The 21,426-nt window shown below is 70.3% G+C and carries 28 protein-coding genes; 17 read left to right on the top strand and 11 right to left on the bottom strand.

Going from position 1 to position 21,426, the window contains the following annotated elements; translation table 11 throughout:
- Nucleotides 1-250: 250 nt before the first annotated feature.
- A complete protein-coding gene (locus ACLHRZ_RS23655) occupies nt 251-433 on the bottom strand; it encodes a DUF397 domain-containing protein (protein ID WP_490420490.1) in 183 nt (60 codons plus the stop codon).
- Nucleotides 430-1,242, bottom strand: a complete 813-nt coding sequence (locus ACLHRZ_RS23650; protein ID WP_490420489.1) for a helix-turn-helix domain-containing protein — start codon at nt 1,240-1,242, stop codon at nt 430-432. The genes ACLHRZ_RS23655 and ACLHRZ_RS23650 overlap by 4 nt, the downstream gene beginning before the upstream one ends.
- Before the next feature lie 162 nt (nt 1,243-1,404).
- Between ACLHRZ_RS23650 and ACLHRZ_RS23645 the strand changes: the two genes are divergently transcribed.
- The 3 genes from ACLHRZ_RS23645 (at nt 1,405) to ACLHRZ_RS23635 (ending at nt 3,497) form a co-directional block, all read left to right on the top strand.
- The gene (locus tag ACLHRZ_RS23645; protein ID WP_490420488.1) at nt 1,405-1,821 is read left to right on the top strand and encodes an ATP-binding protein; all 417 of its coding nucleotides are present in this window, start codon (nt 1,405-1,407) and stop codon (nt 1,819-1,821) included.
- A 36-nt stretch (nt 1,822-1,857) separates the two neighbouring features.
- Nucleotides 1,858-2,142 carry a hypothetical protein gene (locus ACLHRZ_RS23640; RefSeq protein WP_490420487.1) on the top strand — a complete coding sequence of 95 codons (285 nt, stop codon included), beginning with the start codon at nt 1,858-1,860 and terminating at the stop codon, nt 2,140-2,142.
- 203 nt (nt 2,143-2,345) lie between these two features.
- On the top strand, nt 2,346-3,497 hold the full coding sequence (locus tag ACLHRZ_RS23635) for a serine hydrolase domain-containing protein (protein WP_490420486.1): 1,152 nt from the start codon (nt 2,346-2,348) through the stop codon (nt 3,495-3,497).
- On the opposite strand, the gene ACLHRZ_RS23630 is transcribed toward ACLHRZ_RS23635, so the two are convergent.
- From ACLHRZ_RS23630 to ACLHRZ_RS23620, 3 genes are read right to left on the bottom strand one after another with little or no spacing between them, the layout of a single operon-like run.
- Nucleotides 3,463-4,266, bottom strand: a complete 804-nt coding sequence (locus ACLHRZ_RS23630) for a GNAT family N-acetyltransferase (RefSeq protein ID WP_490420485.1) — start codon at nt 4,264-4,266, stop codon at nt 3,463-3,465. The genes ACLHRZ_RS23635 and ACLHRZ_RS23630 overlap by 35 nt on opposite strands.
- Nucleotides 4,267-4,282: 16 nt before the next feature.
- On the bottom strand, nt 4,283-4,360 hold the full coding sequence (locus ACLHRZ_RS23625; RefSeq protein WP_490420610.1) for a 50S ribosomal protein bL37: 78 nt from the start codon (nt 4,358-4,360) through the stop codon (nt 4,283-4,285).
- Between the two features lie 38 nt (nt 4,361-4,398).
- Nucleotides 4,399-5,223, bottom strand: coding sequence for an SDR family NAD(P)-dependent oxidoreductase (locus tag ACLHRZ_RS23620; protein ID WP_490420484.1), 825 nt, complete (start codon nt 5,221-5,223; stop codon nt 4,399-4,401).
- A gap of 562 nt (nt 5,224-5,785) precedes the next feature.
- Between ACLHRZ_RS23620 and ACLHRZ_RS23615 the strand changes: the two genes are divergently transcribed.
- Complete coding sequence (locus ACLHRZ_RS23615; protein ID WP_490420483.1) at nt 5,786-6,886, top strand: type III polyketide synthase; 1,101 nt, start codon at nt 5,786-5,788, stop codon at nt 6,884-6,886.
- Between the two features lie 56 nt (nt 6,887-6,942).
- Here ACLHRZ_RS23615 and ACLHRZ_RS23610 read toward each other — a convergent pair whose 3' ends face one another.
- From ACLHRZ_RS23610 to rpmB, 4 genes are all read right to left on the bottom strand, one after another.
- Nucleotides 6,943-7,398, bottom strand: a complete 456-nt coding sequence (locus ACLHRZ_RS23610) for a tellurite resistance TerB family protein (RefSeq protein WP_490420482.1) — start codon at nt 7,396-7,398, stop codon at nt 6,943-6,945.
- A gap of 95 nt (nt 7,399-7,493) precedes the next feature.
- On the bottom strand, nt 7,494-8,525 hold the full coding sequence (locus ACLHRZ_RS23605; protein WP_490420481.1) for a rod shape-determining protein: 1,032 nt from the start codon (nt 8,523-8,525) through the stop codon (nt 7,494-7,496).
- A gap of 291 nt (nt 8,526-8,816) precedes the next feature.
- On the bottom strand, nt 8,817-9,122 hold the full coding sequence (rpsN, locus tag ACLHRZ_RS23600; RefSeq protein WP_490420480.1) for a 30S ribosomal protein S14: 306 nt from the start codon (nt 9,120-9,122) through the stop codon (nt 8,817-8,819).
- The gene (rpmB, locus tag ACLHRZ_RS23595; RefSeq protein WP_490420479.1) at nt 9,122-9,358 is read right to left on the bottom strand and encodes a 50S ribosomal protein L28; all 237 of its coding nucleotides are present in this window, start codon (nt 9,356-9,358) and stop codon (nt 9,122-9,124) included. The genes rpsN and rpmB overlap by 1 nt, the downstream gene beginning before the upstream one ends.
- Before the next feature lie 50 nt (nt 9,359-9,408).
- Between rpmB and rpmG the strand changes: the two genes are divergently transcribed.
- The 5 genes from rpmG (at nt 9,409) to ACLHRZ_RS23570 (ending at nt 11,668) form a co-directional block, all read left to right on the top strand.
- A complete protein-coding gene (rpmG, locus tag ACLHRZ_RS23590; protein WP_451424086.1) occupies nt 9,409-9,573 on the top strand; it encodes a 50S ribosomal protein L33 in 165 nt (54 codons plus the stop codon).
- 5 nt (nt 9,574-9,578) lie between these two features.
- Nucleotides 9,579-9,842: a type B 50S ribosomal protein L31 gene (locus ACLHRZ_RS23585; RefSeq protein ID WP_490420478.1), complete on the top strand. Its 264-nt coding sequence runs from the start codon at nt 9,579-9,581 to the stop codon at nt 9,840-9,842.
- Complete coding sequence (locus ACLHRZ_RS23580) at nt 9,842-10,996, top strand: CobW family GTP-binding protein (protein ID WP_490420477.1); 1,155 nt, start codon at nt 9,842-9,844, stop codon at nt 10,994-10,996. Before ACLHRZ_RS23585 ends, ACLHRZ_RS23580 begins: the two co-directional genes overlap by 1 nt.
- A gap of 21 nt (nt 10,997-11,017) precedes the next feature.
- Nucleotides 11,018-11,293 carry a 30S ribosomal protein S18 gene (gene rpsR, locus ACLHRZ_RS23575; RefSeq protein ID WP_490420476.1) on the top strand — a complete coding sequence of 92 codons (276 nt, stop codon included), beginning with the start codon at nt 11,018-11,020 and terminating at the stop codon, nt 11,291-11,293.
- Between the two features lie 135 nt (nt 11,294-11,428).
- Nucleotides 11,429-11,668, top strand: coding sequence for a DUF397 domain-containing protein (locus tag ACLHRZ_RS23570; protein WP_171083776.1), 240 nt, complete (start codon nt 11,429-11,431; stop codon nt 11,666-11,668).
- 110 nt (nt 11,669-11,778) lie between these two features.
- Here the strand turns inward: ACLHRZ_RS23570 and ACLHRZ_RS23565 are convergent, their stop codons facing one another.
- Complete coding sequence (locus tag ACLHRZ_RS23565) at nt 11,779-12,318, bottom strand: ATP-binding protein (protein ID WP_490420475.1); 540 nt, start codon at nt 12,316-12,318, stop codon at nt 11,779-11,781.
- Between the two features lie 337 nt (nt 12,319-12,655).
- Here ACLHRZ_RS23565 and ACLHRZ_RS23560 point away from each other — a divergent pair, with 337 nt between their 5' ends.
- From ACLHRZ_RS23560 to ACLHRZ_RS23535, 6 genes are all read left to right on the top strand, one after another.
- The gene (locus ACLHRZ_RS23560) at nt 12,656-13,519 is read left to right on the top strand and encodes a Sco1979 family transcriptional regulator (RefSeq protein WP_490420474.1); all 864 of its coding nucleotides are present in this window, start codon (nt 12,656-12,658) and stop codon (nt 13,517-13,519) included.
- An 87-nt stretch (nt 13,520-13,606) separates the two neighbouring features.
- The gene (locus ACLHRZ_RS23555) at nt 13,607-15,073 is read left to right on the top strand and encodes an aldehyde dehydrogenase family protein (protein ID WP_490420473.1); all 1,467 of its coding nucleotides are present in this window, start codon (nt 13,607-13,609) and stop codon (nt 15,071-15,073) included.
- Nucleotides 15,074-15,157: 84 nt separating this feature from the next.
- Complete coding sequence (locus ACLHRZ_RS23550; protein ID WP_490420472.1) at nt 15,158-15,697, top strand: DinB family protein; 540 nt, start codon at nt 15,158-15,160, stop codon at nt 15,695-15,697.
- 94 nt (nt 15,698-15,791) lie between these two features.
- A complete protein-coding gene (locus ACLHRZ_RS23545; protein ID WP_490420471.1) occupies nt 15,792-16,367 on the top strand; it encodes a PadR family transcriptional regulator in 576 nt (191 codons plus the stop codon).
- A 257-nt stretch (nt 16,368-16,624) separates the two neighbouring features.
- A complete protein-coding gene (locus ACLHRZ_RS23540) occupies nt 16,625-17,299 on the top strand; it encodes a DUF4232 domain-containing protein (protein WP_490420470.1) in 675 nt (224 codons plus the stop codon).
- A 95-nt stretch (nt 17,300-17,394) separates the two neighbouring features.
- Nucleotides 17,395-18,156, top strand: a complete 762-nt coding sequence (locus ACLHRZ_RS23535; RefSeq protein WP_490420469.1) for a MerR family transcriptional regulator — start codon at nt 17,395-17,397, stop codon at nt 18,154-18,156.
- A 62-nt stretch (nt 18,157-18,218) separates the two neighbouring features.
- Here the strand turns inward: ACLHRZ_RS23535 and ACLHRZ_RS23530 are convergent, their stop codons facing one another.
- On the bottom strand, nt 18,219-18,587 hold the full coding sequence (locus tag ACLHRZ_RS23530) for a YbjQ family protein (RefSeq protein ID WP_336410727.1): 369 nt from the start codon (nt 18,585-18,587) through the stop codon (nt 18,219-18,221).
- 213 nt (nt 18,588-18,800) lie between these two features.
- On the opposite strand from ACLHRZ_RS23530, the gene ACLHRZ_RS23525 reads away from it, so the two are divergent.
- Both ACLHRZ_RS23525 and ACLHRZ_RS23520 read left to right on the top strand, forming a co-directional pair.
- Entirely contained in the window at nt 18,801-19,493 is a 693-nt protein-coding gene (locus ACLHRZ_RS23525; protein ID WP_490420468.1) for a DedA family protein, read from the top strand.
- Nucleotides 19,494-19,597: 104 nt separating this feature from the next.
- The gene (locus ACLHRZ_RS23520) at nt 19,598-21,283 is read left to right on the top strand and encodes a threonine/serine exporter family protein (protein WP_490420467.1); all 1,686 of its coding nucleotides are present in this window, start codon (nt 19,598-19,600) and stop codon (nt 21,281-21,283) included.
- Nucleotides 21,284-21,426: the final 143 nt, after the last annotated feature.

The raw sequence follows: 21,426 nt of genomic DNA, 5'->3' as shown, positions 1-21,426 counted from the left end.
CAGCGCTAAGCTGGGCGGTAGCCATCAAGATCCTCTACGTCTTTGGTGGTAGACCCCCGTTCGGTGTTCTCAGCACCGGCGGGGGTTGCTTGTTGCTGCGCACGCTACACGGCCGCTGCGCGCCGTGCGGGTTCGCTCCGCGAATGTCATCCGGACGTGTTTGCGCGGGAGTTGGGAGGGTGGGTGGGTTATCACCACCACCCATTCCTTGCAAAGAGCGCTCGGATCTCGGCCCCCGAGTCTCGGGCCCTTACGGTGCGGCTATGTGCCCTATGAAGTCCGCCCATGCGGGGGCCGGGACGATCAGTTGTGGGTTGTTCCCGAGCTTCGAGTCTCGGACGTGGACGGTACGAGGAAGACAGGTGACCTCAACGCAGTCGCCGCCCACGTTGTCGCTGTAGCTGGACTTGAACCACCTCGGCTTGCTGCTCATTGCTCGTCCAGTACCTTTCTGATGAAGTCTGCCGACTCTTCGATACTCAGGGCTTGCATGCGGATCATCCCGTATCGCTGGGTCAGGTCACCGACTGTCTCGCCATCGGAGTGCAGCACGTGAGTGTTCTGGCCTTCCACATAGCCATAGTGTTTGTGCCGGGTTGTCTCCAGCAGTACCAGTGGCCCGTTGAGGTGTCCGGGCGCGTTCCGACTTGCCGGAAGGACCTGGATCGAAACGTTGCGCAGTGCCCCTGCGTCGAGTAGGCGGAGCAGCTGGCCCTTCATGACCGACGGTCCGCCAACACTGCTGCGTAGCGCGGCTTCATAGATCACATAGCTGAACAACGCAGCGGGCTTGCGCATCAGCTTCTCTTGCCGTCGCATACGGTCTGTCACCCGTTCTTCGAGCACCTCGTCGTCCACAGGCGGCCAGTGGCTGTTCAGCAGGGCTCTCGCATAGTCCTCGGTCTGCAGCAAGCCGGGCACGAGCAGGTTTTGGTACGACGAGATCGCAAGCGCTTCGGCCTCGACAGCCTTGTACTCCGGAATCTGCGATGAATGCCGTTGCGGCTCCAGATATTCGCGTGCCGCTAGCAGCAACCCTCTGGCGCTGCATGTCTGGTCGGCAACCTGCAGCAGCCTCAGCGTTGGCCGCCGGCGGCCTTGCTCCATCGACTTGATGGTCTCGTACTCGTACCCCGCCTCCTGGGCCAGTTCCTCCCGGCTGATGCCCGCCAGCACGCGCCAGAGCTTGATCTGGTTACCGCAGTACCGCCAGGCACTTGGCGGGAGAGCCTCACCCGACATCGCATCACCCCTCTGCTGGGGTCCACCGCGGGTACAACCCGTGCCCGTACCCGCCTCGCCCCTGCCCAGCATGTTCCCGCGAAGCACACGCTGTGACCCCTCAGCGGGTGCAACCACCCCGCTCCCGAGTGACAAGACGCTGAGCAACAAGGACACGCATCCATGACAACCCCCCTCCCCGACCGGTTCGTCGGATGGTGCCTCCCGCGGCACCCGCGCAGCGTGGGCCGGTCCCGCAGGCTGCTGCGCGAGCAGGCTCAGGAATGGCAACTCCCGGAACCCGCCGCCGAGACGGCCGTCCTCCTCCTCAGCGAGCTGATGACGAACGCGTGCCGGCACGCACGTGCCGCCCCCGGCCGGGAGATCAGTGCCCGGTGTGTCATCGTCGGCAAGACGCTCCGCGTCGAGGTGTCGGACGCGGGCGACGGTCTGCCGCGCAAGCGCAACGCTTCGCCGGACGACGAGTCCGGCCGCGGCCTCGCCCTGGTGGCCGCGTTGGCCACGGCGTGGGACGTGCGTCCCAGGCCGCACGGGATCGGCAAGACGGTCTGGTTCGAGTTGGAGACCCACTGGTCATAATGGGCCATGCGCAACTTCTGGCCTACGAACCGCCCATTGCTTCCCGACCTGACACCGGTCAAGGACGCCCTCCACACCGCACTCGGCGAGGCCGGTGAGGCCGAACGCCCCGGTCTGGAGCGGGCGCTGGCCATCGTCGAGGAGTTCGCCTCCGCCGACCAGGCGGCCACCGCTGACTGGGCCCGCAAGACGCTCGCCGTCGCCGGGGTCGACCCCGTCACGCACGAGGTCAAGGCCGTCCGGGCGATCCGGCAGGCACGGCCGGGGCTCAACCTGAGGGAGGCGGTCGACCTGGTGAGGTCGCTCAAAGCGGGCGACTGAGGGACTCGCGCCCCGTAGGGGCGCGGGGAACTGCGCGACCGGCCACGGACGGCCTGCAGTCGTCGAACTGCCTTACCGACGGAGCGCTTGCTAGGGGGTTCCTCTAGGGGGCATGCCCACCGGCATCCTCCTTGATCACGATCCGAAGCGGAGTGGCCCCCGCCTAGGTTGATGAACACGTCAACCGAACGGGAGGAACCCCGATGTCCCGCACGTCCAGTGCCGTTGTCTCCGCACTGCTCGCCGCAGTCGCCGCCGTCCCTGCGGCGGTCCCGGCCGCCGCCGCGACCCCGAACCGGGCCGGAGGCCACACCGCACTGCAGCAGTCGCTGGACGCGGTGGTCGCCACGGGCGTGCCCGGGGCGATAGCCGAGGTGCGGGATGAGCACGGGACCTGGCGGGGCAGCAGCGGCACAGCCGACATCGGCAGTGGGCGTCATGCACAGCCTGGGGACAAGTTCCGCGCGGGAAGCGTCACCAAGAGCTTCGTCGCCACCGTCGTGCTGCAGCTCGTCGCCGAGCACAAGATAGGCCTCGACGATGCCATCGAGCAGCACTTGCCCGGCCTCGTCCCCAACGGCGAACACATCACCGTACGGCAACTCCTCGCGCACACCAGCGGCCTGGCCGACTACCTGGCCGATGTCCTGCTGAAGAAGCCCGATCCGGTACGGGCGTTGCAGACCGCCTCCTGCACCCCGCGCGATCTGGTCGCCCTCGCCGCCGACGCCGGGCCCAAGTTCGCGCCGGGCACCTCCTGGTCGTACTCCAACACCAACTACGTCGTCCTGGGCCTTCTGGTCGAGAAGACGACCGGCCGCTCACTCGGTCAGGAGATAGGGCGCCGCATCGTGCGACCGCTGCACCTGACCGGTACGTCGTTCCCGACCACGACGAAGATGCCCGGTGCGCATCTGAACGGCTACGAGTGGGTCGACGGGCCGTCCGCAGCACCGACCGACACGACGGAGTTCAGCCCGTCCGTCTACTGGGGTGCAGGCACGCTCATTTCGACGACCCACGACCTCAATACGTTCTACAGGGCGCTCGGAAAGGGCGCGTTGCTGCCGCCCGCCCTGCTGCGCGAGATGCGCGCCATGCGGCCGGACGGTGACGACCGGCCGGGCCGTTCGTACGGTCTCGGTCTGGAGGACAGCACCAACTACTGTGCCGGCACGGGCCAGGCGCCCGTCTGGGGGCACACGGGCAGCGTCGCCGGATACAACACCTTCAGCTTCACGACGGCCGACGGCAAGCGGCAGATCACTCTCTCGCTCAACCAGAACGTCACCAAGACCGAAAAGCAGGATCAGGCCGCTCTCAAGGTGCTGTCGACCGCTCTGTGCAACAAGTGACCGCCCGGCCGACGCCGTAGTGAACGTATTGCCGCACGAGCCGGAAGCCCGTTGCGGTGGCGAGGGCGCGGCTGGGGTGGTTGTCGCGGGAGCAGGTCCAACTCGGGGTGCGGCCGCGCGCGGCGACGTCCGCGCAGAGGGTGAGGACGCATGCTCGGGCCAGTCCCCGGCCGCGGGATTCCGGCACGGTGGCGACGGCGATGTCCTCGTAGCGGCTGCCGAGGAAGTACGTACAGGCCAGTGACAGCAGCCGGCCGTCGCGGAAGGCGCCGCGGCAGTGCCCGGAGGCGGCCAGGGCGTGCGGTCCGCCCCAACTCTCCGCAATCCAGGCGAGGTCCGGGCCCAGGGCCCGGACGGCGTCCGCGTCGGCGGCGGTGAGGCGGCGGATCCGGGTGCCCGGCGGCGGTACGGGCGTGCGGCGCCCGCCGGCCCCGTCCCGTACCCACACCATGCGCTCCCACGGGACGATCCGGTCGAAGGCGGCCCCGAGCAGGGGCAGGAAGCGGTCGGGCGCGGCGAACCAGCTGCGGGCCAGCGGCGCCAGGTCCCCGGGGTGCACGGCGCGCGGGTCGCCGCCCAGCAGGACGTGCCCCGCGCAGCCGACCGCTCCGGCCCGCGGCGCGTGCGGGTCGTCGGCCCACCAGTGGCCCGTCCCGGTCGACCGGACGTGCTCCGCGAGGGAGCCCAGCCCCGGGTGTCCCGACGGGAACCAGGACTCCCAGGGGCCGCCGGCCGGGACGGGCACGGCATGACGCGTCGGCGCGGTCATGATGTTCCGGCGGTGCTCAACGACCGCCGGCCTTCTTGCCGTGGTTGGCGGCCTTCTTGCGGCGGGCCTTCTTCTTGCGTGCGCGTTTGGACATGAATGACGTCCTTCTTTCCAGTGACAAGTGACCAGGTTTCAAGCGGCCTTGCCGACCAACTGGTCGGCGAGTTTGCACAGTCGGCGGACCGTGCGGTCCTCCAGGGCGACCGGTGCGGCGGGGGAGAGCGCCGTACGGTCGTAGTAGCCGCCCGGGACGAGCTCGGTCTCCGGGTCGCACAGGCGCACCACGCGCTCCGCGCCCTCGGCGGCGGGGTCGCCCTCGTGCGCGTAGAGGGGCATGAGAGCGGTGTCGCAGATGCCGGGGTGCACGCTGACGGACGTCCAGCAGGCCCCGGCGGGAGCCGCGGCGCGGGCGAAGACCGTGAGGGCGAGCTGGGACTGTGCGTAGGCGGCGAGCCGGGAGTAACGGCGGGCGCGGTGGGGGTCGTTCCAGGCGATGGACGCGGTGCGGTGCATCGAGGACGACACGTTGACGACGCGGCCGCCGGGGCGGGCGGAGAGCGCGCCGGAGAGCTCTTTGGTGAGCAGGTATGCGGCCAGGAAGTTGACCTGGAGGGAGAGTTCGTTGCCGTCGGCGGTCATCGTGCGGCGCTCGGGCGCGGCGACGGCGGCGTTGTTGACGAGTGCGTCCAGGGCGGGGTGTTCGTCGGCGACGCGGGCGGCCATCGCGCGGACCTCGTCGAGCCGCGAGAAGTCGGCGACGACGAGCCGCAGTTGGAGCGGGTTCGCACCGGCGGTCACGAGCCGGGCGACGGCGTCGTCGCCGGAGGTCTGGTCCGGTGCGTGCAGGACGACGGTGTCGCCCCGTGCGGCGAGCAGTCGGGCGGTCTCCCAGCCGATGCCGGAGGTGGCACCGGTGACCAGCACGGTCCGGGGGGAGGGCGAGACGGCGGTAGACATGATCCACTCCGGGATTCGGATAGGCGGCAGCACCCCGCCGGATGGCGGGGGACGGGCTGCCGGGCGAACGAGGAGCGCGTCGGGCGCGACAGGATGCGCCGACGAGCGTTGTTCCGGTGGTGCCGGTGACGCGGACGGCCGCGGGCAGGGGCGGCTACGGCAGGAAGGCGGGTGCGCGGAGGCGCGGCAGGCGGGGCGGGGCGGCGCGGGGCTCAGCCGCGCGGTGCGGGTATCCCCGCCGGACGCGAACAGCGCGCGGGACGCGGCGTCGCCGTATGAGGCGGCCGGTCGTTCTCGCGCAGTGGGCTGTTCACGAGGTCCATCCAAGGAGGGCGGCGGCCCGGGCTCAAGAGGACGCGGGCACTCCTGACGCCCTTCTGATGCGCTCCGGGCGTACGCCGCCACCGGTTGAGTGAATCTTTGACGTCATGTTCGACGAATGTTCATTTGGTTTGCTCCGAATGGTCCACTATTCGGGTGAACTGCCGGATTAAAGGTGTGGCGTGCTTTTTGTTGCGGGAGACGTGGAGATAGGCTGCCGCGCCAAAGGGGCGGCCGCGCGTTGCAGACGGGAAAACGGGAGGCCGCCATGGCGACACTGTGCAGACCGGCCATCGCGGTACCCGAGCATGTGATCACGCGGGAAGAGACCCTGGAGCTGGCCCGCACGCTGCATGCCGACCACCCGCAGCTCGATCTGGCGCTGCGGCTCATCGGCAATACGGGCGTGCAGAAGCGCCACTTGGTGCAGCCGATCGAGGACACCCTCAGGCACCCAGGCTTCACCACGCGCAACGCGCGCTACGAGGAAGAGGCCAAGGCGAGGGTGCCCGACGTCATCCAGCGGGCGCTGGACATGGCCGGGGTGACCGTCCGCGACATCGACATGATCGTGTACGTATCGTGCACCGGCTTCATGATGCCGTCGATGACGGCATGGCTGATCAACACCATGGGTTTCCGGAACGAGACCCGCCAACTCCCCATCGCCCAGCTCGGATGCGCGGCCGGCGGTGCCGCGATCAACCGCGCGCACGACTTCTGCAAGGCCTATCCGCGGTCCAACGTGCTCATCGTGGCCTGCGAGTTCTGCTCGCTGCTCTACCAGCCCACGGACCTGGGCGTCGGCAACCTGCTCTCCAACGGCCTCTTCGGCGACGGGATGGCGGCGGCCGTGGTGCGCGGCGAGGGCGGCCAGGGGGTGCGCCTGGAGCGCAACGGCTCGCATCTGGTGCCCGATACGGAGGCCTGGATCTCCTACGGCGTCCGGGAGACGGGCTTCCACTTCATCCTGGACAAGCGGGTGCCGGGCACGATGTCGATGCTGGCGCCCGCGATGCGCGACATGGCGAAGCCGCACGACTGGGACGTCTCCGCCCTCGACTTCTACATCGTGCACGCGGGCGGTCCGCGCATCCTCGACGACTTGTGCCACTACCTGGGGCTGACCCCGGAGATGTTCCGCTACAGCCGGGCCACGCTGACGGAGCGCGGCAACATCGCCAGCGCGGTCATCTTCGACGCGCTCGACCGGCTCTTCGAGGACGGCGGCGCCGAGCACGAGGCGCGGGGCGTCATCGCGGGGTTCGGGCCGGGGATCACGGCCGAGATCGCCCTGGGGACGTGGGTGGGGGCGCGGGAGTCCGTGCCCGTTCGGGTGTGACGCGCCTCCGGGCCGCCCGCTCCGCCTGACGGAGGGAGCGGGCCCGGAGGAGGCCATCAGAGGTCGAACTCGGCCGGGTTGATGCCCAGGGCGAAGCAGGCCTCGCGGACGACGGCCTGCTCCGACTTGTCGAAGTCGCCGTCCGCGCCGCCGATGATGATGCCGATCTGGATGACGGCACGCGCCTCGGTCGGCTTCTTGTGCACCTTGCCGATGGTCTGCAGCACGCTGACCTTGCCGAAGTCGAAATCGGTCGTCAGCTTCTGGCAGTAGTCGTGGAAACGCGCCTGCAGGTCGTCGACCGGGAAGTTCTTCAGGACGTCGTTCGTGGCGATCAGCGACGCGACGCGCTGCCGCTCGGAGGCGTCGATCGAACCGTCGGCGGCCGCCACCAGAGCACACATCGCCATGCTCGCGTCCCGGAAGGCGCCGCTCTTCAACTCGTTCTTCTTCGCTACGAGCTGGCCCTGCATCGTCGTGGCCGAGTCCTTGAGTCGGTCCCAGAGCGCCATGTGCGTTTCTCCTCGTTTCTCGGGGTGCACATGGAGAACGGATCGAGAAGGTAAAGAAGTTCCCAAGGAGGCTCACAAGGACTGTTGAGGCAGCCTCAATTCGCCAGCGGCTCCAGGCCGAGCGGCTGCAGCTTGCCCTCGATCATCGCGCCGAGCCCCTCGACCGCGCAGACGTCGGGGTGTTCGGCGATCTGCACCATCATCCCCGTCGCCCGCTCGATCATCGTGTCCAGGCCCGGCAGCATCGCGCTGCCGCCGGCGAGCATCACGCCGCGGTCGGCCAGGTCGGCCACCAGGTCGGGCGGGCACTCGCGCAGCACGCGCCCTATGGCGTCGAGGATGGCGGTGAACGGGGTGTTGATGGCCTCGCGGACGTGCGCGGTGTTCACCAGGACCGTACGGGACAGGCCCGTGGCCACGTCCCGGCCGCGCACCTCCGTCTCCGTGCCGACCACGGCCGGATCGGCGTAGAGGGCCAGGTGCAGCGGGTGCAGGCCCTGGGAGGGCAGCATCAGCTCGTGCTCGCTGCGCAGGTGCTGGACGACGGCGTAGTCGATGGCGTCCCCGCCCACCTGCACCTTCTCGGCCGCCACGATCGACCCCAGCGAGAGCACCGCGACCTGCGTGGACGCCGCGCCGCACACCAGGATCATGGTGGCCTCGGGCCGCTCGACCGGCAGCCCGCTGCCCACCGCTGCGGCGATGAGGGCGTCCACCAGCTCGACCCGGCGCGCCCCGAGGGCGCTGAGTGTCTCCACCGCGGCCCGCTGCGCGATGGGTTCCGCGTCGTGCGGCAGACAGACCGCGGCACGCAGCATCGGCTTGCGCCGCCAGGCGCGCCGGATCCTGTCGTCGACCAGGAAGCGGAGCATCCGCTGGGCCATGTCGATGTCGACGACCGTGCCGCCGGAGATCGGCCGCACGACGCGGATGTGCCCCGGCGTCCGGCCGGCCATGCCCTCGGCGAGGGAGCCGACCGCGATCAGCGAGCCGGTGCGGGTGTTGACCGCGGCGAGGCTGGGTTCGTCGACGACCAGGCCGGTGTTCTTGAGGTAGACCCGGGTCCTGGCGGCACCCAGGTCGACGGCGACGGTGCAGCGGCTCAGCTGATCGAGGCTCAGGGTCATGACCTCCATCCTGTGCCGGGCGCACTGCGCTTGCCTGTTGGGCTGGGCCGTGCGGGTGCGGTGCCGGGACGGACACCCCCGTGGCCCGTCCCGACTCTGCGAGTCTCGCAGGGGGCACTGACAACGGGGGTGCCGCGCCCCGTCAGGGGCACGGGGAACTGCGCGACCGGCCACGGACGGCCCGCAGCCGACGGACCGGGGGGTGCGCCCCGAAGGGGCGCGGGGAACCGCGCGATCAGCCCAGGACGACCCGCGGCCGACGGACCAGGGGCCCGGGGGCCGCGCCCCGTCCTACCAACTGGCCTTCCGCACCCCCGGCAGGAACCCCGCATGTGCGGCGGCCCGCACATTGATCCGCGACAGCCCGAACTTCCGCAGATGCCCCCGCGGCCGCCCGTCCACCGCATCCCGGTTCCGGACGCGAGTGGCACTCGCGTCCCGCGGCTGCCGCGCCAGCTCCGCCCGCGCCGCGACCCGCTCCCCCTCCGGCGCCCGCGGATCGCGGATCACCGCCTTGAGCACCGCCCGCCGCGCCGCGTACCGCGCCACCGTCAGCCGCCGCTGCTCGTTCTTCGCGATCTTGCTCTTCTTCGCCATCAGACCTTCTCCCCTCGCGCGCGGATGCGCGCCACCGCGGCCTCGATCCCGATCGAGTCGACCGTCTTGATCCCCTTGGCGCTGAGCACGAGCCGGACATGCCGCCCCTCGCTCGGCAGCCAGTACCGCTTGCGCTGCACGTTGGGGTCGAACCGGCGCGACGTCCGCCGGTGCGAGTGGGACACCGAGTTCCCGAACCCCGGCCTGCGGCCGGTGAGTTGGCAGTGCGCGGACATCGTCAGTACCTCCTAATGAAAATGGAAACCATTTCTGTATAGTAGCCCCCATGGCCCGCAACGAACTACGTCCCGTCGTCAAGCTCCGGTCCACCGCCGGGACCGGCTACACCTACGTGACCCGCAAGAACCGGCGTAACGATCCCGACCGAATCTCTCTGCGCAAGTACGACCCGGTCGTCGGCCGGCACGTCATCTTCCGAGAGGAGCGCTGACCGCCATGAAGCCCGGAATCCACCCCGCCTACGGCCCCGTCGTCTTCCGTGACCGGGCCGCCGGCTTCGCCTTCCTCACCCGGTCGACCGCCACCAGCGCGAAGACGGTCGAGTGGGAGGACGGCAACACCTACCCCGTGATCGATGTGGAGATCTCCTCGGCGAGTCACCCCTTCTACACGGGCACCGCGCGCGTCGTGGACACCGCAGGGCGCGTGGAGCGCTTCGAGCGCCGGTACAACAGGCGCGGCCGGGGCGGAGCACGCTGATGAGCGCCCCACAGCTGCCCGTGGTGCTGGTCGGCGGACTGCACGGCGACGCCCGCCGTGCCGCCGTCGACCGGCTGCTGCACACCGTGCCCGGGTCCGTCGCCCTGCACCACGACCTCGCGACGGCCATCGCGGGGACCGTCCGCCGGACCGTGCGCGACCGCTCGGGGACGCTCGACGAGGGCGAGGCGCCGCTGGTCAACGACTGCGCCTGCTGTGCGCTGCGCGAGGACCTGATGCCGGAGCTGGAGCGGATCGCCGTGGCCGGGACGCACCGGCTCGCCGTCGTGGAGCTGTGGGACTCCGTCGAGCCCCGGGCCATGGCCGAGGTCGTGGCCGCGCACGGCGGCCCGGACGTGCGGCTGACCGGCGTGTTCACGGCCGTGGACCCGGCCCTGGTGCTGCCGTGCCTGGGCAACGGGGACGACCTGGCCGAGGCCGGCCTGGCCGCCGCGGTGACCGACCAGCGGACCGTCGCGGACACGTTCGCACGGCAGTTGGAGTACCCGACGGTGCTGGCCGTCGCGGAGGCCGACGGCGTCGCCGACGCCTCCGACCACGCGATCCTCGCCCAGCTCGCGCCCGGGGCCCGCCGCATCCCCGTCGGCTCCGTCGAGCTCGCCGCGGCCGCGGTGGCCGGCTTCGACGTCGAGGCCGCGGCCCTGCGCCAGCACCCCGCCTGCGCCCTGCTGCCGCAGGAGGCCGACGCGGACGGGGTCGGCACGCTCGTCTGGCAGGGCCGCCGCCCCTTCCACCCCGGGCGGCTCTACGCAGCGCTGGAGGACCTGACCTGCGCCGCGGCCCGCAGCCGGGGCCGGTTCTGGCTCGCCGACCGGAGCGACACCCTGCTGTCCTGGGACGCGGCGGGCGGTGCCCTGTGCGTGGAGAACGCCGGGCCCTGGCTGGCCTCGCTGCCGGACGCCGCCTGGGAGCTGGTGCCCCCGGGCCGCCGGGTGGCCGCGGCGCTGGACTGGCACCCCGAGCACGGCGACCGCGCCCAGTACCTCACCTTCACCTCGCCCGGGCTCGACACGGACGGGCTGCGCGCGCTGCTGGAGTCGTGCCTGCTCACCGACGCCGAATATGCCGCGGGCCCGGCCGCCTGGCGCAGCCTTTCACCCGCATTCGACGAACTCCTCGACCCCGTTTCCTGATCCGGAAGGACCGCCGTTCCCATGCCCCCCGGCCACCGCAACAACCGCAAGGCCCCCAGGCCCCGCCGCAATCCCCTGGACGCCGCCGGAATCACTTACGTCGACTACAAGGACACCGATCTGCTGCGGAAGTTCATTTCGGACCGCGGAAAGATCCGCAGCCGCCGGGTGACCCATGTCACCGTGCAGCAGCAGCGGCAGCTGGCCAGGGCGATCAAGAATGCCCGCGAGATGGCTCTCCTGCCCTATTCCTCCATGGTTTCCGCTGGACGTCCGTCTTCCGGTCGGAATCCGTGAGGTAGCGACGGGGACACCGAGCGTGCACGTGCATCGGCTCATGCATGAGCACATGAACGCAGCTATGATCCGGAGCAGTTGTCATCCCTGAATCCACGTCCTGGGATGCCCCCTGCAATCATCCGGGAGAGCCCAGTGCCCCACGCGTACAACGGCATGGCTGCATCGGACATCGACGGTGTCGTCTGGAAAAAGAGCCGTCACTCCAACTCCCAGGGCTCCTGCGTGGAGTTCGCGAAACTGCCGGGTGGCGGGGTTGCCGTACGCAACTCCCGCCACCCGGAGGGCCCCGCTCTCGTCTACACCCCCGCCGAGATCGAGGCCATGCTGCTGGGGATCAAGGACGGCGAATTCGACTACCTGATACGGGACTAGGCCCTGTGCCGGGCCGCCGTCCCGCCGGCAGGTCGCACGACTCCCCTCCAGCCGTACGACTTTCCGTCGGAATCACACCGTGTGCGGGCAGTGCGCTGTGCAGCCGCCGGCTAGGCCGGGAGTCCGCCGCGGAGCCCCCCGTCGCCCCCGTCGGACCCGCCCTCGAGCGGCAGTCTGAACAGCGCCCACACCACCTTGCCCCGCAGCGCCCCCGCCAGCGGGTGCCATCCCCAGCTGTCGCTGAACTGCTCCACGAGAAACAGCCCGCGGCCGCACTCGTCCCCCGCGGCGGCACGGCCCGCGACCGGACCGGCCTCACTCGGATCGCGTACGGCACACACCAGTCGCGTCGTCCAGCGCATCAGATGGAGACGTACCGGAGTCTCGTATCCGTCGCCCGCTCGGTCGCCCGGTACCGCCGCGTAGCGCAGGGAGTTGGTCACCAGCTCGGAGACGACGAGCGCCACGTCGTCGAACAGCGCGGCGAGGCCCCACTGGTCGAGCGTGGCTGCGGTGAACTTCCGTGCACTGCGCACCGCTTCGAAGCGGTGCGGCAGGGAACAGGACGCCGAGTTGGAGACGACGGATGAGCCGATCGCGGGCAGCCCTCTCCATAACGGCGAGAGCACAGTCGATCCTTCGGTACCCATCCGAGGCACTCCTGGCAATCGTTGACGTGACGTTGACGTGACGTGCACGTGTGCGAGCTCCATGGTTCCCAATGCGCAGGGCGGATGCAAGGGCAGATGCACGTGCACGAGAGCGATTTGGGGGCGCACAGGGTAGTTGGGGAGCAATTCTCCCTGCGCCTCCTGACGTAGAGACTCCGCCTATGGCTCATCTGGGTAACCACACCTGCACGCAACGGAGCCCGGAGATGGCAGACTTCGGCGCCGAGGGCAGCGGGGGTCGCCCTCAGGAGGGTGCGGAAGCGACGACACCACCACACAGCCCTGACACAGGACCGGAAGAGGAAGGGTCGCAGAGATGGCCACGAACGAGTCGAGCGGTTCCGTGGTGCGACGCATACTGCTGGGCTCCCAGCTCAGGAGGCTGCGCGAGTCGCGCGGCATCACGCGCGAAGCAGCCGGGTACTCGATCCGGGCGTCCGAGTCGAAGATCAGCCGCATGGAGCTGGGCCGGGTGAGCTTCAAGGCGCGGGATGTGGAGGATCTGCTCACGCTCTACGGGGTGATCGACGGGGCCGAGCGCGAGGCCCTCCTCGGACTGGCCCGCGAGGCCAACGTGGCGGGCTGGTGGCACAGCTACGGGGACGTCCTGCCCGGATGGTTCCAGACATATGTAGGACTCGAGGGAGCCGCCTCGCACATCTCGATCTACGAAGTCCAGTTCGTCCACGGCCTGTTGCAGACCGAAGGTTATGCGCACGCCGTAGTACTCCGGGGCAACCCGAAGGCGGACGACGCCGAGATAGAGCGGCGGGTGTCGCTCCGCATGGAGCGCCAGAAACTGCTCTTTTCGGAGCGTGCCCCACGCTTCCACGCCGTGCTCGACGAGGCCGCGCTGCACCGCCCGTACGGTGGGCGCGAGGTCATGCGCGGGCAGCTCCAGCACCTCATCGACATCTCCGAACAGCCCAACGTGACACTGCAGGTGATGCCGTTCGCGCACGGCGGGCACTCCGGCGAGAGCGGTTCGTTCGCCCTGCTGCGGTTCCCCGAGTCGGACCTGTCGGACGTGGTGTACCTGGAGCAGCTCACCAGTGCGCTCTACCTCGACAAGGGGGAGGATGTGGCTCAGTACGAGCGTGTGATGGAGCAGCTGCACGCCGAGAGCCTGCCGCCCGCCGCATCACGCGAACTGATAGGCCGCCTGCTTCAACTCCTCTGATACATCAGTACGATGACGTCTCATCAGGAGGCCCTCATTCGATAAGGGCGTCACAGGCGCCCCGCATTTCGCAGACAGGGATGGCGCATGTCCGACTGCTCCTACTTCAACGAGCTGGCATTCCAGTACATCGACGGCGAGTGGCGGGCCGGCAGCGGCTCCTGGGACATCGTCGACTTCAACCCGTACGACGGGGAGAAGCTCGCCTCCATCACCGTGGCCACCGTCGCCGAGATCGACCAGGCCTACCGGGCCGCCGAGCGCGCCCAGCCCGGCTGGGCCGCGGTCAATCCGTACCGCCGCCGGCTGGTCTTCGAGCGCGCGCTGCGCATCATCGACGACACCGAGGCGGAACTGACCGCGGCGATCAGCGCGGAGTGCGGCGGCACCGCCCTCAAGGCCGCCTTCGAACTGGACCTGGCACGGGAGTTCCTGCGCGAGGCGATCCAGCTCGCCCTGCGCGCCGAGGGCCGCATCCTGCCGTCCCCCGACGACACCAAGGAGAACCGCCTCTACCGGCTGCCCGTCGGTGTCGTCGGCGTGATCAGCCCGTTCAACTTCCCGTTCCTGCTGTCGATCAAGTCGGTGGCCCCGGCCCTCGCCCTCGGCAACGCGGTCGTCCTCAAGCCCCACCAGAACACGCCCATATGCGGCGGCGGCCTGGTCGCCAAGCTGTTCGCGGACGCCGGAGTCCCGGCCGGCGTGCTCAACGTCGTCGTCACGGACATCGCGGAGATCGGTGACGCGCTCATCGAGCACCCCGTCCCCAAGGTGCTCTCCTTCACCGGCTCCGACAAGGTCGGCCGGCACGTCGCGACCGTGGGCGCCTCGCACTTCAAGAAGGTGATTCTCGAACTCGGCGGCAACAGCGCGCTGATCGTCCTCGACGACGCGGACGTCGACTACGCGGTGGACGCCGCGGTCTTCAGCCGGTTCGTCCACCAGGGGCAGGTCTGCATGGCCGCGAACCGGGTGCTCGTGGACCGTTCGGTGGAGCGCGAGTTCACCGAGAAGTTCGTGGCGAAGGTGCGCACCCTGAAGGTCGGCGACCCGGGGGACCCCGCCACGCACATCGGCCCCCTCATCAACTCCGGCCAGGCCGAGGCGATCACGATGCTCGTGGAGCAGACGGTGGCGGGCGGGGCGACCGCGCTCGTACGGGGCACGACGGACGGCACGCTCGTCGGCCCGTCCGTGCTGACGGGCCTCAAGGAGGACTCGCCCATCCTGGGCCAGGAGATCTTCGGCCCCGTCGCCCTGATCATCCCCTTCGACGGCGAGGACGAGGCCGTGCGCCTCGCCAACGCGACCCCGTACGGCCTGAGCGGCGCCGTCCACACCGGGAACGTCGAGCGGGGCGTGCGGGTGGCCAAGCGCATCGAGACGGGCATGGTGCACGTCAACGACGCGACGGTGCACGACGAGGCGATCGTGCCGTTCGGCGGCGAGAAGCACTCCGGGGTGGGGCGGCTGAACGGGGACGCGATGGTGGACGCGTTCACGACGACCAAGTGGATCTCGATCCAGCACGGGCAGAGCAGATTCCCCTTCTGAGCGCTCGTATAGAGGACAGGAACTGTCCTCATTGGGGCCTACCTTGGAGCCGTTCGCAAGGACGCCGACCGAAGGAGAGTTCTCATGCCCATGCACGTGATCGAACCGGATCCCTCCGATGAGCGTGGCACCCTGCTCGCCTTCCTGGAGGCCCAGCGCGGCGGCATCCGCCGCGCCGTGCTCGGCCTGACCGAGGAGCAGGCCCGGCAGAAGCCCAGCGCCAGTGAACTGTCGCTGGGCGGGCTGGTGAAGCACGTCGTCGAGGTCGAGCACAACTGGCTCCGCATGGCCCAGCAGCTGCCGCCCGAGGTCCAGCGCGACGAGTCCAACTGGCCGGACAGCTTCCGCCTGGTGGAGGGCGAGACGGTGGCCGGGCAGCTCGCGCACTGGGAGAAGGTGCAGGCGGAGGTCGAGGAGTACATCCGCGGGCTGCCGAGCCTGGAGCAGACGTTCCCGCTGCCGGAGGCGCCGTGGTTCCCGCCGCGGACCCGGGTGTCGATGCGGTGGCTGCTGCTGCACCTGATCGAGGAACTGGCCCGGCACGCGGGCCACGCGGACGTCATCCGCGAATCGCTGGACGGCAAGACGGCGTTCGAGCTGATGGACGAGGAGCCTTCCTCGTAGGGGCGCGGCAAACCGGACCCGCACCCGAAGAACTGCGCCCCGAGGTGAAAGGGTGGCACCCCATCCGCCCTCACCGGCAAGGAGACCGCACCCGATGTCGGCGATCCGCCTCCTGGTTCTGGGCGCAGTGCGCCAGCACGGACGTACCCACGGCTACCAGGTCCGCGCGGACCTGGAGATGTGGGGCGCCCACGAGTGGTCGAACGCCAAGCCCGGCTCGATCTACCACGCGCTGAAGTCCATGGCCCGCCAAGGCCTGATGATCGAGCACGAGACGGCCCCCAGCGAGGCCGGCGGCCCGCCCCGCACGGAGTACGAACTGACGGAGGAGGGCGAGACCGAGTTCCTCGCCCTCCTCCGCGCCGCACTGACGTCGACCGCTCCCCAACTGGACGTCCTCACCGCGGGCGTCGGCTTCCTCACCGACCTCCCGCGGGCCGAGGCCGTCTCCCTGCTGCGCCAGCGCGTGGCCGCCCTGGAGTCCTGGCGCGCCGACATCCGCGCCCGCTGGACCCCGCCCGAGGGCGCGGACTGGGGTCACATCGCCGAGATCGGCGGCATGTGGGAGCACCAGGCGGAGGGCGGGGAGCGGTGGACGCGGGGGCTGATCGCGCGGCTGGAGGCGGGGGCGTACGTGATGGCGGGGGAGCGCTCCGCCGGGGACAGCTGATCTTCGGGCGCGGGCCGTCTGTGGCTGGTCGCGCCCATGCGGCGGAGCCGCATGATGAGCACAGCCCCGCGCCCCTTCGGGGCGCGGCCGTGTTCCGGCGCCGCGTTCCAGGGGGCAGTATTTCAGCAGGTCAGAGGCGCTTTTCCGTTCCACCGTCCCGTCCTCCCGGCAAGGCGTTGCCGGGCCCGGGCCGTGCCTCGCAAGGTGGTCGAGCAGCCAGCCGGCTCGTACCGTCTCTCGGGGAGAACCGAATCACCATGCGCAAGCACCGCATCCGTACCGCCGTCATCGCCGCCACCGCGTTCGCCGGGGCGCTGTCACTGGCGGCCTGCACCGGCGACGCCTCCGCGGCGGGCGGCGCGTCTGCGGCCCCGTCCGCGTCCCCCTCCGCCTCCGTGCCCGCCTCTGCCGCCGCCCCCGCGCCCCGGAGCAGCGGCACGCACACCGAGCCGCAGCCCACGGCCGGCCACACGCACGGCAGGACGCACGCCCCCGCGGCGTCCGCCGGTGGTGACAAGAGCGGCCACTACGGCCAGGTCTGCGGTGCCAACGACATCATCTGGGCCACCCGCTCGGAGACGCAGGCCGGCGGCTACATCCTCGTCAGTGCCAAGGCCAAGCCCGGCATCACCTGCACTCTGCCCGACGGCCTCCCGACGGTCTCCTTCGGCTCGGACGGCACCATGGCCGGCCCGGCCGAGCAGGTCGCGGGCGATGCGGTGACGCTGAAGGGGAACACCACCGTGTACGCCGGTGTGAACCCGAAGACCACCAACAACCACTACGGCAAGGAACTCGACAGCATCATCGTCAGCGTGGGCACCGAGGACCCGAACCCGGTGAGCCTGAAGGTCGGCACGATCCTCGTCGACAGGCCGGTCGTCACCGACTGGCACACCGACCCCAAGGACGCCGTCCCCTTCGGCTCCTGATCCGCCTCCTGATCCGCCTCCCGAACGAAGGGACTTGCACCTCACGTAGCGTGAGCCCCCACCGTGGAGCGTGCACACAGAAGGGAGCGGGGGCGATGAGCCACTCCGTGGGACAGGTCGCCGCCTTTGCAGGCGTGACCGTGAGAACGCTGCACCACTACGACGAGATCGGGCTGCTCGTGCCCTCCGGCCGCAGTCACGCCGGGCACCGGCGGTACGAGGACGTCGATCTCGACCGGCTGCAGCAGATCCTGTTCTACCGGGAGCTCGGGTTTCCGCTCGACGAGGTGGCGGTACTGCTGGACGATCCCGGCGCCGATCCGATGACGCACCTGCAACGTCAGCACGATCTGCTGGCCGACCGGATCGGGCATCTCCAGCGGATGGCCGCCGCCGTCGAACACGCCATGGAGGCACGGAAGATGGGTATCCAGCTCACGCCGGAGGAGAGGTTCGAGGTCTTCGGCGAGCACGACCCCGAGCAGTACGCCGACGAGGTCCGGGAACGGTGGGGGAACACCGAGGCGTATGCGCAGTCGCAACAGCGCACAGCCCGGTACACCAAGGAGGACTGGCTGCGGATCAAGGCCGAGTACGACGACCTCAACGCGCGGACGGCCGCGCTCGTCGCGTCCGGCGCCGCTGCGGACTCGGAGGCGGCCATGGACCTCGCGGAGGAGTACCGGCAGCAGATCGACGGGAACTACTACGACTGCTCGCACGAGTTCCACACCTGCCTCGGGAACATGTACGTCTCGGACGAGCGGTTCGCCGCCACGTTCGAGGCGATCCAGCCGGGAATGGCCGTGTTCCTGCGGGACGCCATCCTCGCGAACGCCGCCCGGCACGCCGGCTGAGCGGTGATCCACGGGCGGGGGCGGTGCGGGGGACCGTCCCCGCGCCGCCCCTCACCGGCAGGTCACTGCTGCGGGGCGATCACCACGGCCGTGCCGTACGCGCACACCTCGGTGCCGAGGTCCGCCGCCTCCGTCACGTCGAAGCGGAACGCCAGGATGGCGTTGGCGCCGCGCGCCCGGGCCTGCTCGACGAGGCGCTCCATGGCCTGGTTGCGGGTCTCGACCAGGGTCTTGGTCAGACCCTTGAGCTCGCCGCCGATCAGGGACTTCAGGCCCGCGCCGATCTGGCTGCCGACGTTCCGGGAGCGCACCGTGAGGCCGAAGACCTCGCCGATGACCCGCTCCACCCGGTGTCCGGGCACGTCGTTCGTCGTCACCACGAGCACATCCGACTGCGCCTGCTGACCGCCGCCGAACTCATTGATGCTCATCGCATCCCACCTCCGTCTGTGCAGTTTTGCCGGTCGACGATCGAGACGCACGTCGAGGTCGGGGGGTTGCCACGCACGGGGGGTGCGGTTCCGGTCGCCCTCCGGAACCGGGCGGTCCCCGGGTCCGTTGCATACTTGGTGGCCGCACCGCCTCCCCCGCCTGTGCCCGGGCCTCGCACGAGCCTGTGCCCTCGACCCAGGAGCCTGTCACCCGTGACCCCGACCACTCTCGCGCTCGGCCCCCAGTGGCTGGACTCGGACTACCTGATCGGCCAGTTCGGCCTGCTCGGAGTCCTGGCCATTGTCTTTGCCGAGTCGGGCCTGCTCATCGGCTTCTTCCTGCCGGGAGACTCGCTCCTGTTCACCACGGGCCTGCTGGTCACCACGGGCAAGCTGAACCAGTACCCGCTGTGGGTGGTCTGTCTGCTCGTCGCGCTCGCCGCGATCCTCGGCGACCAGGCGGGCTATCTCTTCGGCCGCAAGGTGGGGCCGACGCTGTTCCGGCGCCCCGACTCGAAGATCTTCAAGCAGGAGAACGTCCAGAAGGCCCACGAGTTCTTCGAGAAGTACGGGCCGAAGTCGCTGGTGCTGGCCCGCTTCGTGCCCGTCATCCGGACCTTCACACCGATCATCGCCGGCGTGAGCCGGATGAACTACCGCTCGTTCATCACCTTCAACATCATCGGCGGCACGCTCTGGGGCGCCGGTGTGACGCTGCTGGGCGCCGTGCTCGGCCGGATCGAGTTCGTCCACAAGAACATCGAGGCGATGCTGGTCGCCATCGTGCTGATCTCGGTCGTGCCGATCGCGGTCGAGTTCCTGCGGGCCCGCTCGAAGGCGAAGAAGGCGGGGGAGGGCGCGGAGCCCCCGGTGGCGGTGCAGCGCGGGCGGCACGCGCGCCGCTGAGCCCCGTATTCCGGATGGACGGCCCCCCGTTGAGCGGCCGTACGGACCATCGTGCATCGTGGCCCTAGAGCAGAAGTCTCCGAGGGCACGGCGAGGAGCACGCGGTGGTGGATCGGCAGTGGGGCGGGGACCCGGACGGAGCATCGGGAGAGGACCGCAAACCGCAGTCCGACGAGGCGCACAGCGCCTTCACCCCGCCCCTGGGTGTACCGCTGCCGGCAGCCCCTGAGGACGAGCACCCCACCTCCGAGTTCGCCCTTCCGCAAGGCGTCGCCGCCGACTCCGGGAGCCAGCAGGAGGGCTCGGCCTTCACCCTCCCCGTGGGCACCACGTCGCCGTCCGCCCAGCCCGCCTACACCCCGCCCTACGGCATACCCCGGGTCAGCCTCACTAAGGAAGGGCCCTGGCAGGACCGCATGCGCACCATGCTGCGCATGCCGCTGGCGGAACGGCCGGCCCCGGAGCGCATCGAGAGGCCGGAAGGCGAGGCCGGGCCCGCCGTGCCGCGCGTTCTCGACCTCACGCTGCGCATCGGCGAGCTGCTGCTCGCGGCGAGCGAGGGCGCGGAGGACGTGGAGGCCGCCATGTACGGCGTCGCGCACGCCTACGGGCTCCACCGCTGCGAGCCGACCGTCACCTTCAACCAGCTGTCCGTCAGCTACCAGGCGTCCCTCGTCGACGACCCGGTGACCGCCGGCCGCACCGTGCGCCGCCGCGGCACCGACTACACCCGGCTGTCCGCCGTCTACCGGCTCGTCCACGACATCACCAGCGCGGAGGAGGGCCAGGGCCTGACCCTGGAGGAGGCGTACGGGCGCCTCGCCGAGATCCGCCGCAACCGCCACCCGTACCCGTCCTGGGCGCTGACCGCCGCCGCGGGGCTGCTCGCCGGCGCTGCGAGCATGCTCGTGGGCGGCGGCGTCGTGGTCTTCCTCGCGGCGATGGCCGGGGCGATGCTCGGCGACCGGCTCGCCTGGCTGGCGGCGGGGCGCGGGCTGCCGGAGTTCTACCAGTTCGTCGCCGCGGCGATGGCGCCCGCCGCGATGGGCGTCGCGCTCAGCGCAGCGCACGGCTACGTCCAGGTCCAGGCCTCCGCCGTGATCACCGGCGGACTGTTCGCCCTGATCCCCGGGCGGGCCCTGGTGGCGGGCGTACAGGACGGCCTGACGGGCTTCTACATCACCGCCGCGGCCCGGCTGCTGGAGGTCGGCTACCTGATCGCGGGCATCGTCTGCGGCGTGCTGATGGTGCTCTACGGCGGCGTGCACATCGGCGGCGCCACGCTCAACCCGGAGGCGGCGCTGGAGCGCCAGGTGCGCCCGGTCGTCCAGACGATCGCGGCCATGCTGCTGTGCTTCGCCTTCGCGGTGCTGCTCCAGCAGGAACGTTCCACAGTGCTGTACGCGACCCTGAACGGCGGGGTCGCGTGGGTCGTCTACGGGGCGCTGGCGGACACCGTACGCCTCGACACGGTGCCGGCCACAGCCGTGGCGGCCGGCCTGGTCGGCCTCTTCGGGCAGCTGATGGCCCGGTACCGGTACGCGTCCGCGCTCCCGTACGTCACGGCGGCGATCGGCCCGCTGCTACCCGGTAGCGCGGTGTACTTCGCGCTGCTGAACTTCGCCAAGAACGACCTGAACACGGGCATCGCAGGCCTCACCAAGGCGGCGGCGCTGGCACTGGCCATCGCGATCGGCGTGAACCTCGGCTCGGAAATGGCCCGCCTGTTCATCCGCGTCCCGGGGGCCGGCGCGGGGCGCCGTGCGGCGAAGCGGACGCGGGGGTTCTAGGGGTACCCCTGCGCGGCCCGACCGTGGCTGCGCCACGGGGTGCGGTCGGGGGCCGGTCGCGCCCCGAAGGGGCGCGGGGAACTGCGCGACCAGCCACGACGAACCCGCGGTCGACACACTGCACTGCCCACGGAGTGCGGCGG

Source organism: Streptomyces sp. AM25, assembly GCF_058146165.1.
Note: the sequence above shows the minus strand (reverse complement) of the source record. Positions and strands in the feature narration are given on the sequence as shown.

Excerpts from the sequence above, each read along its gene's own strand:
- ACLHRZ_RS23555 (WP_490420473.1), top strand. The coding sequence starts at position 13,607 with ATGTCCGACTGCTCCTACTTCAACGAGCTGGCATTCCAGTACATCGAC.
- rpmB (WP_490420479.1), bottom strand. The coding sequence starts at position 9,358 with ATGTCCGCGCACTGCCAACTCACCGGCCGCAGGCCGGGGTTCGGGAAC.
- ACLHRZ_RS23545 (WP_490420471.1), top strand. The coding sequence starts at position 15,792 with ATGTCGGCGATCCGCCTCCTGGTTCTGGGCGCAGTGCGCCAGCACGGA.
- rpmG (WP_451424086.1), top strand. The coding sequence starts at position 9,409 with ATGGCCCGCAACGAACTACGTCCCGTCGTCAAGCTCCGGTCCACCGCC.
- ACLHRZ_RS23605 (WP_490420481.1), bottom strand. The coding sequence starts at position 8,525 with ATGACCCTGAGCCTCGATCAGCTGAGCCGCTGCACCGTCGCCGTCGAC.
- ACLHRZ_RS23620 (WP_490420484.1), bottom strand. The coding sequence starts at position 5,223 with ATGTCTACCGCCGTCTCGCCCTCCCCCCGGACCGTGCTGGTCACCGGT.
- ACLHRZ_RS23585 (WP_490420478.1), top strand. The coding sequence starts at position 9,579 with ATGAAGCCCGGAATCCACCCCGCCTACGGCCCCGTCGTCTTCCGTGAC.
- ACLHRZ_RS23560 (WP_490420474.1), top strand. The coding sequence starts at position 12,656 with ATGGCCACGAACGAGTCGAGCGGTTCCGTGGTGCGACGCATACTGCTG.
- ACLHRZ_RS23580 (WP_490420477.1), top strand. The coding sequence starts at position 9,842 with ATGAGCGCCCCACAGCTGCCCGTGGTGCTGGTCGGCGGACTGCACGGC.
- ACLHRZ_RS23610 (WP_490420482.1), bottom strand. The coding sequence starts at position 7,398 with ATGGCGCTCTGGGACCGACTCAAGGACTCGGCCACGACGATGCAGGGC.
- ACLHRZ_RS23530 (WP_336410727.1), bottom strand. The coding sequence starts at position 18,587 with ATGAGCATCAATGAGTTCGGCGGCGGTCAGCAGGCGCAGTCGGATGTG.
- ACLHRZ_RS23565 (WP_490420475.1), bottom strand. The coding sequence starts at position 12,318 with ATGGGTACCGAAGGATCGACTGTGCTCTCGCCGTTATGGAGAGGGCTG.
- rpsN (WP_490420480.1), bottom strand. The coding sequence starts at position 9,122 with ATGGCGAAGAAGAGCAAGATCGCGAAGAACGAGCAGCGGCGGCTGACG.
- ACLHRZ_RS23635 (WP_490420486.1), top strand. The coding sequence starts at position 2,346 with ATGTCCCGCACGTCCAGTGCCGTTGTCTCCGCACTGCTCGCCGCAGTC.
- ACLHRZ_RS23645 (WP_490420488.1), top strand. The coding sequence starts at position 1,405 with ATGACAACCCCCCTCCCCGACCGGTTCGTCGGATGGTGCCTCCCGCGG.
- ACLHRZ_RS23625 (WP_490420610.1), bottom strand. The coding sequence starts at position 4,360 with ATGTCCAAACGCGCACGCAAGAAGAAGGCCCGCCGCAAGAAGGCCGCC.
- ACLHRZ_RS23650 (WP_490420489.1), bottom strand. The coding sequence starts at position 1,242 with ATGTCGGGTGAGGCTCTCCCGCCAAGTGCCTGGCGGTACTGCGGTAAC.
- rpsR (WP_490420476.1), top strand. The coding sequence starts at position 11,018 with ATGCCCCCCGGCCACCGCAACAACCGCAAGGCCCCCAGGCCCCGCCGC.
- ACLHRZ_RS23630 (WP_490420485.1), bottom strand. The coding sequence starts at position 4,266 with ATGACCGCGCCGACGCGTCATGCCGTGCCCGTCCCGGCCGGCGGCCCC.
- ACLHRZ_RS23550 (WP_490420472.1), top strand. The coding sequence starts at position 15,158 with ATGCCCATGCACGTGATCGAACCGGATCCCTCCGATGAGCGTGGCACC.
- ACLHRZ_RS23540 (WP_490420470.1), top strand. The coding sequence starts at position 16,625 with ATGCGCAAGCACCGCATCCGTACCGCCGTCATCGCCGCCACCGCGTTC.
- ACLHRZ_RS23535 (WP_490420469.1), top strand. The coding sequence starts at position 17,395 with ATGAGCCACTCCGTGGGACAGGTCGCCGCCTTTGCAGGCGTGACCGTG.
- ACLHRZ_RS23655 (WP_490420490.1), bottom strand. The coding sequence starts at position 433 with ATGAGCAGCAAGCCGAGGTGGTTCAAGTCCAGCTACAGCGACAACGTG.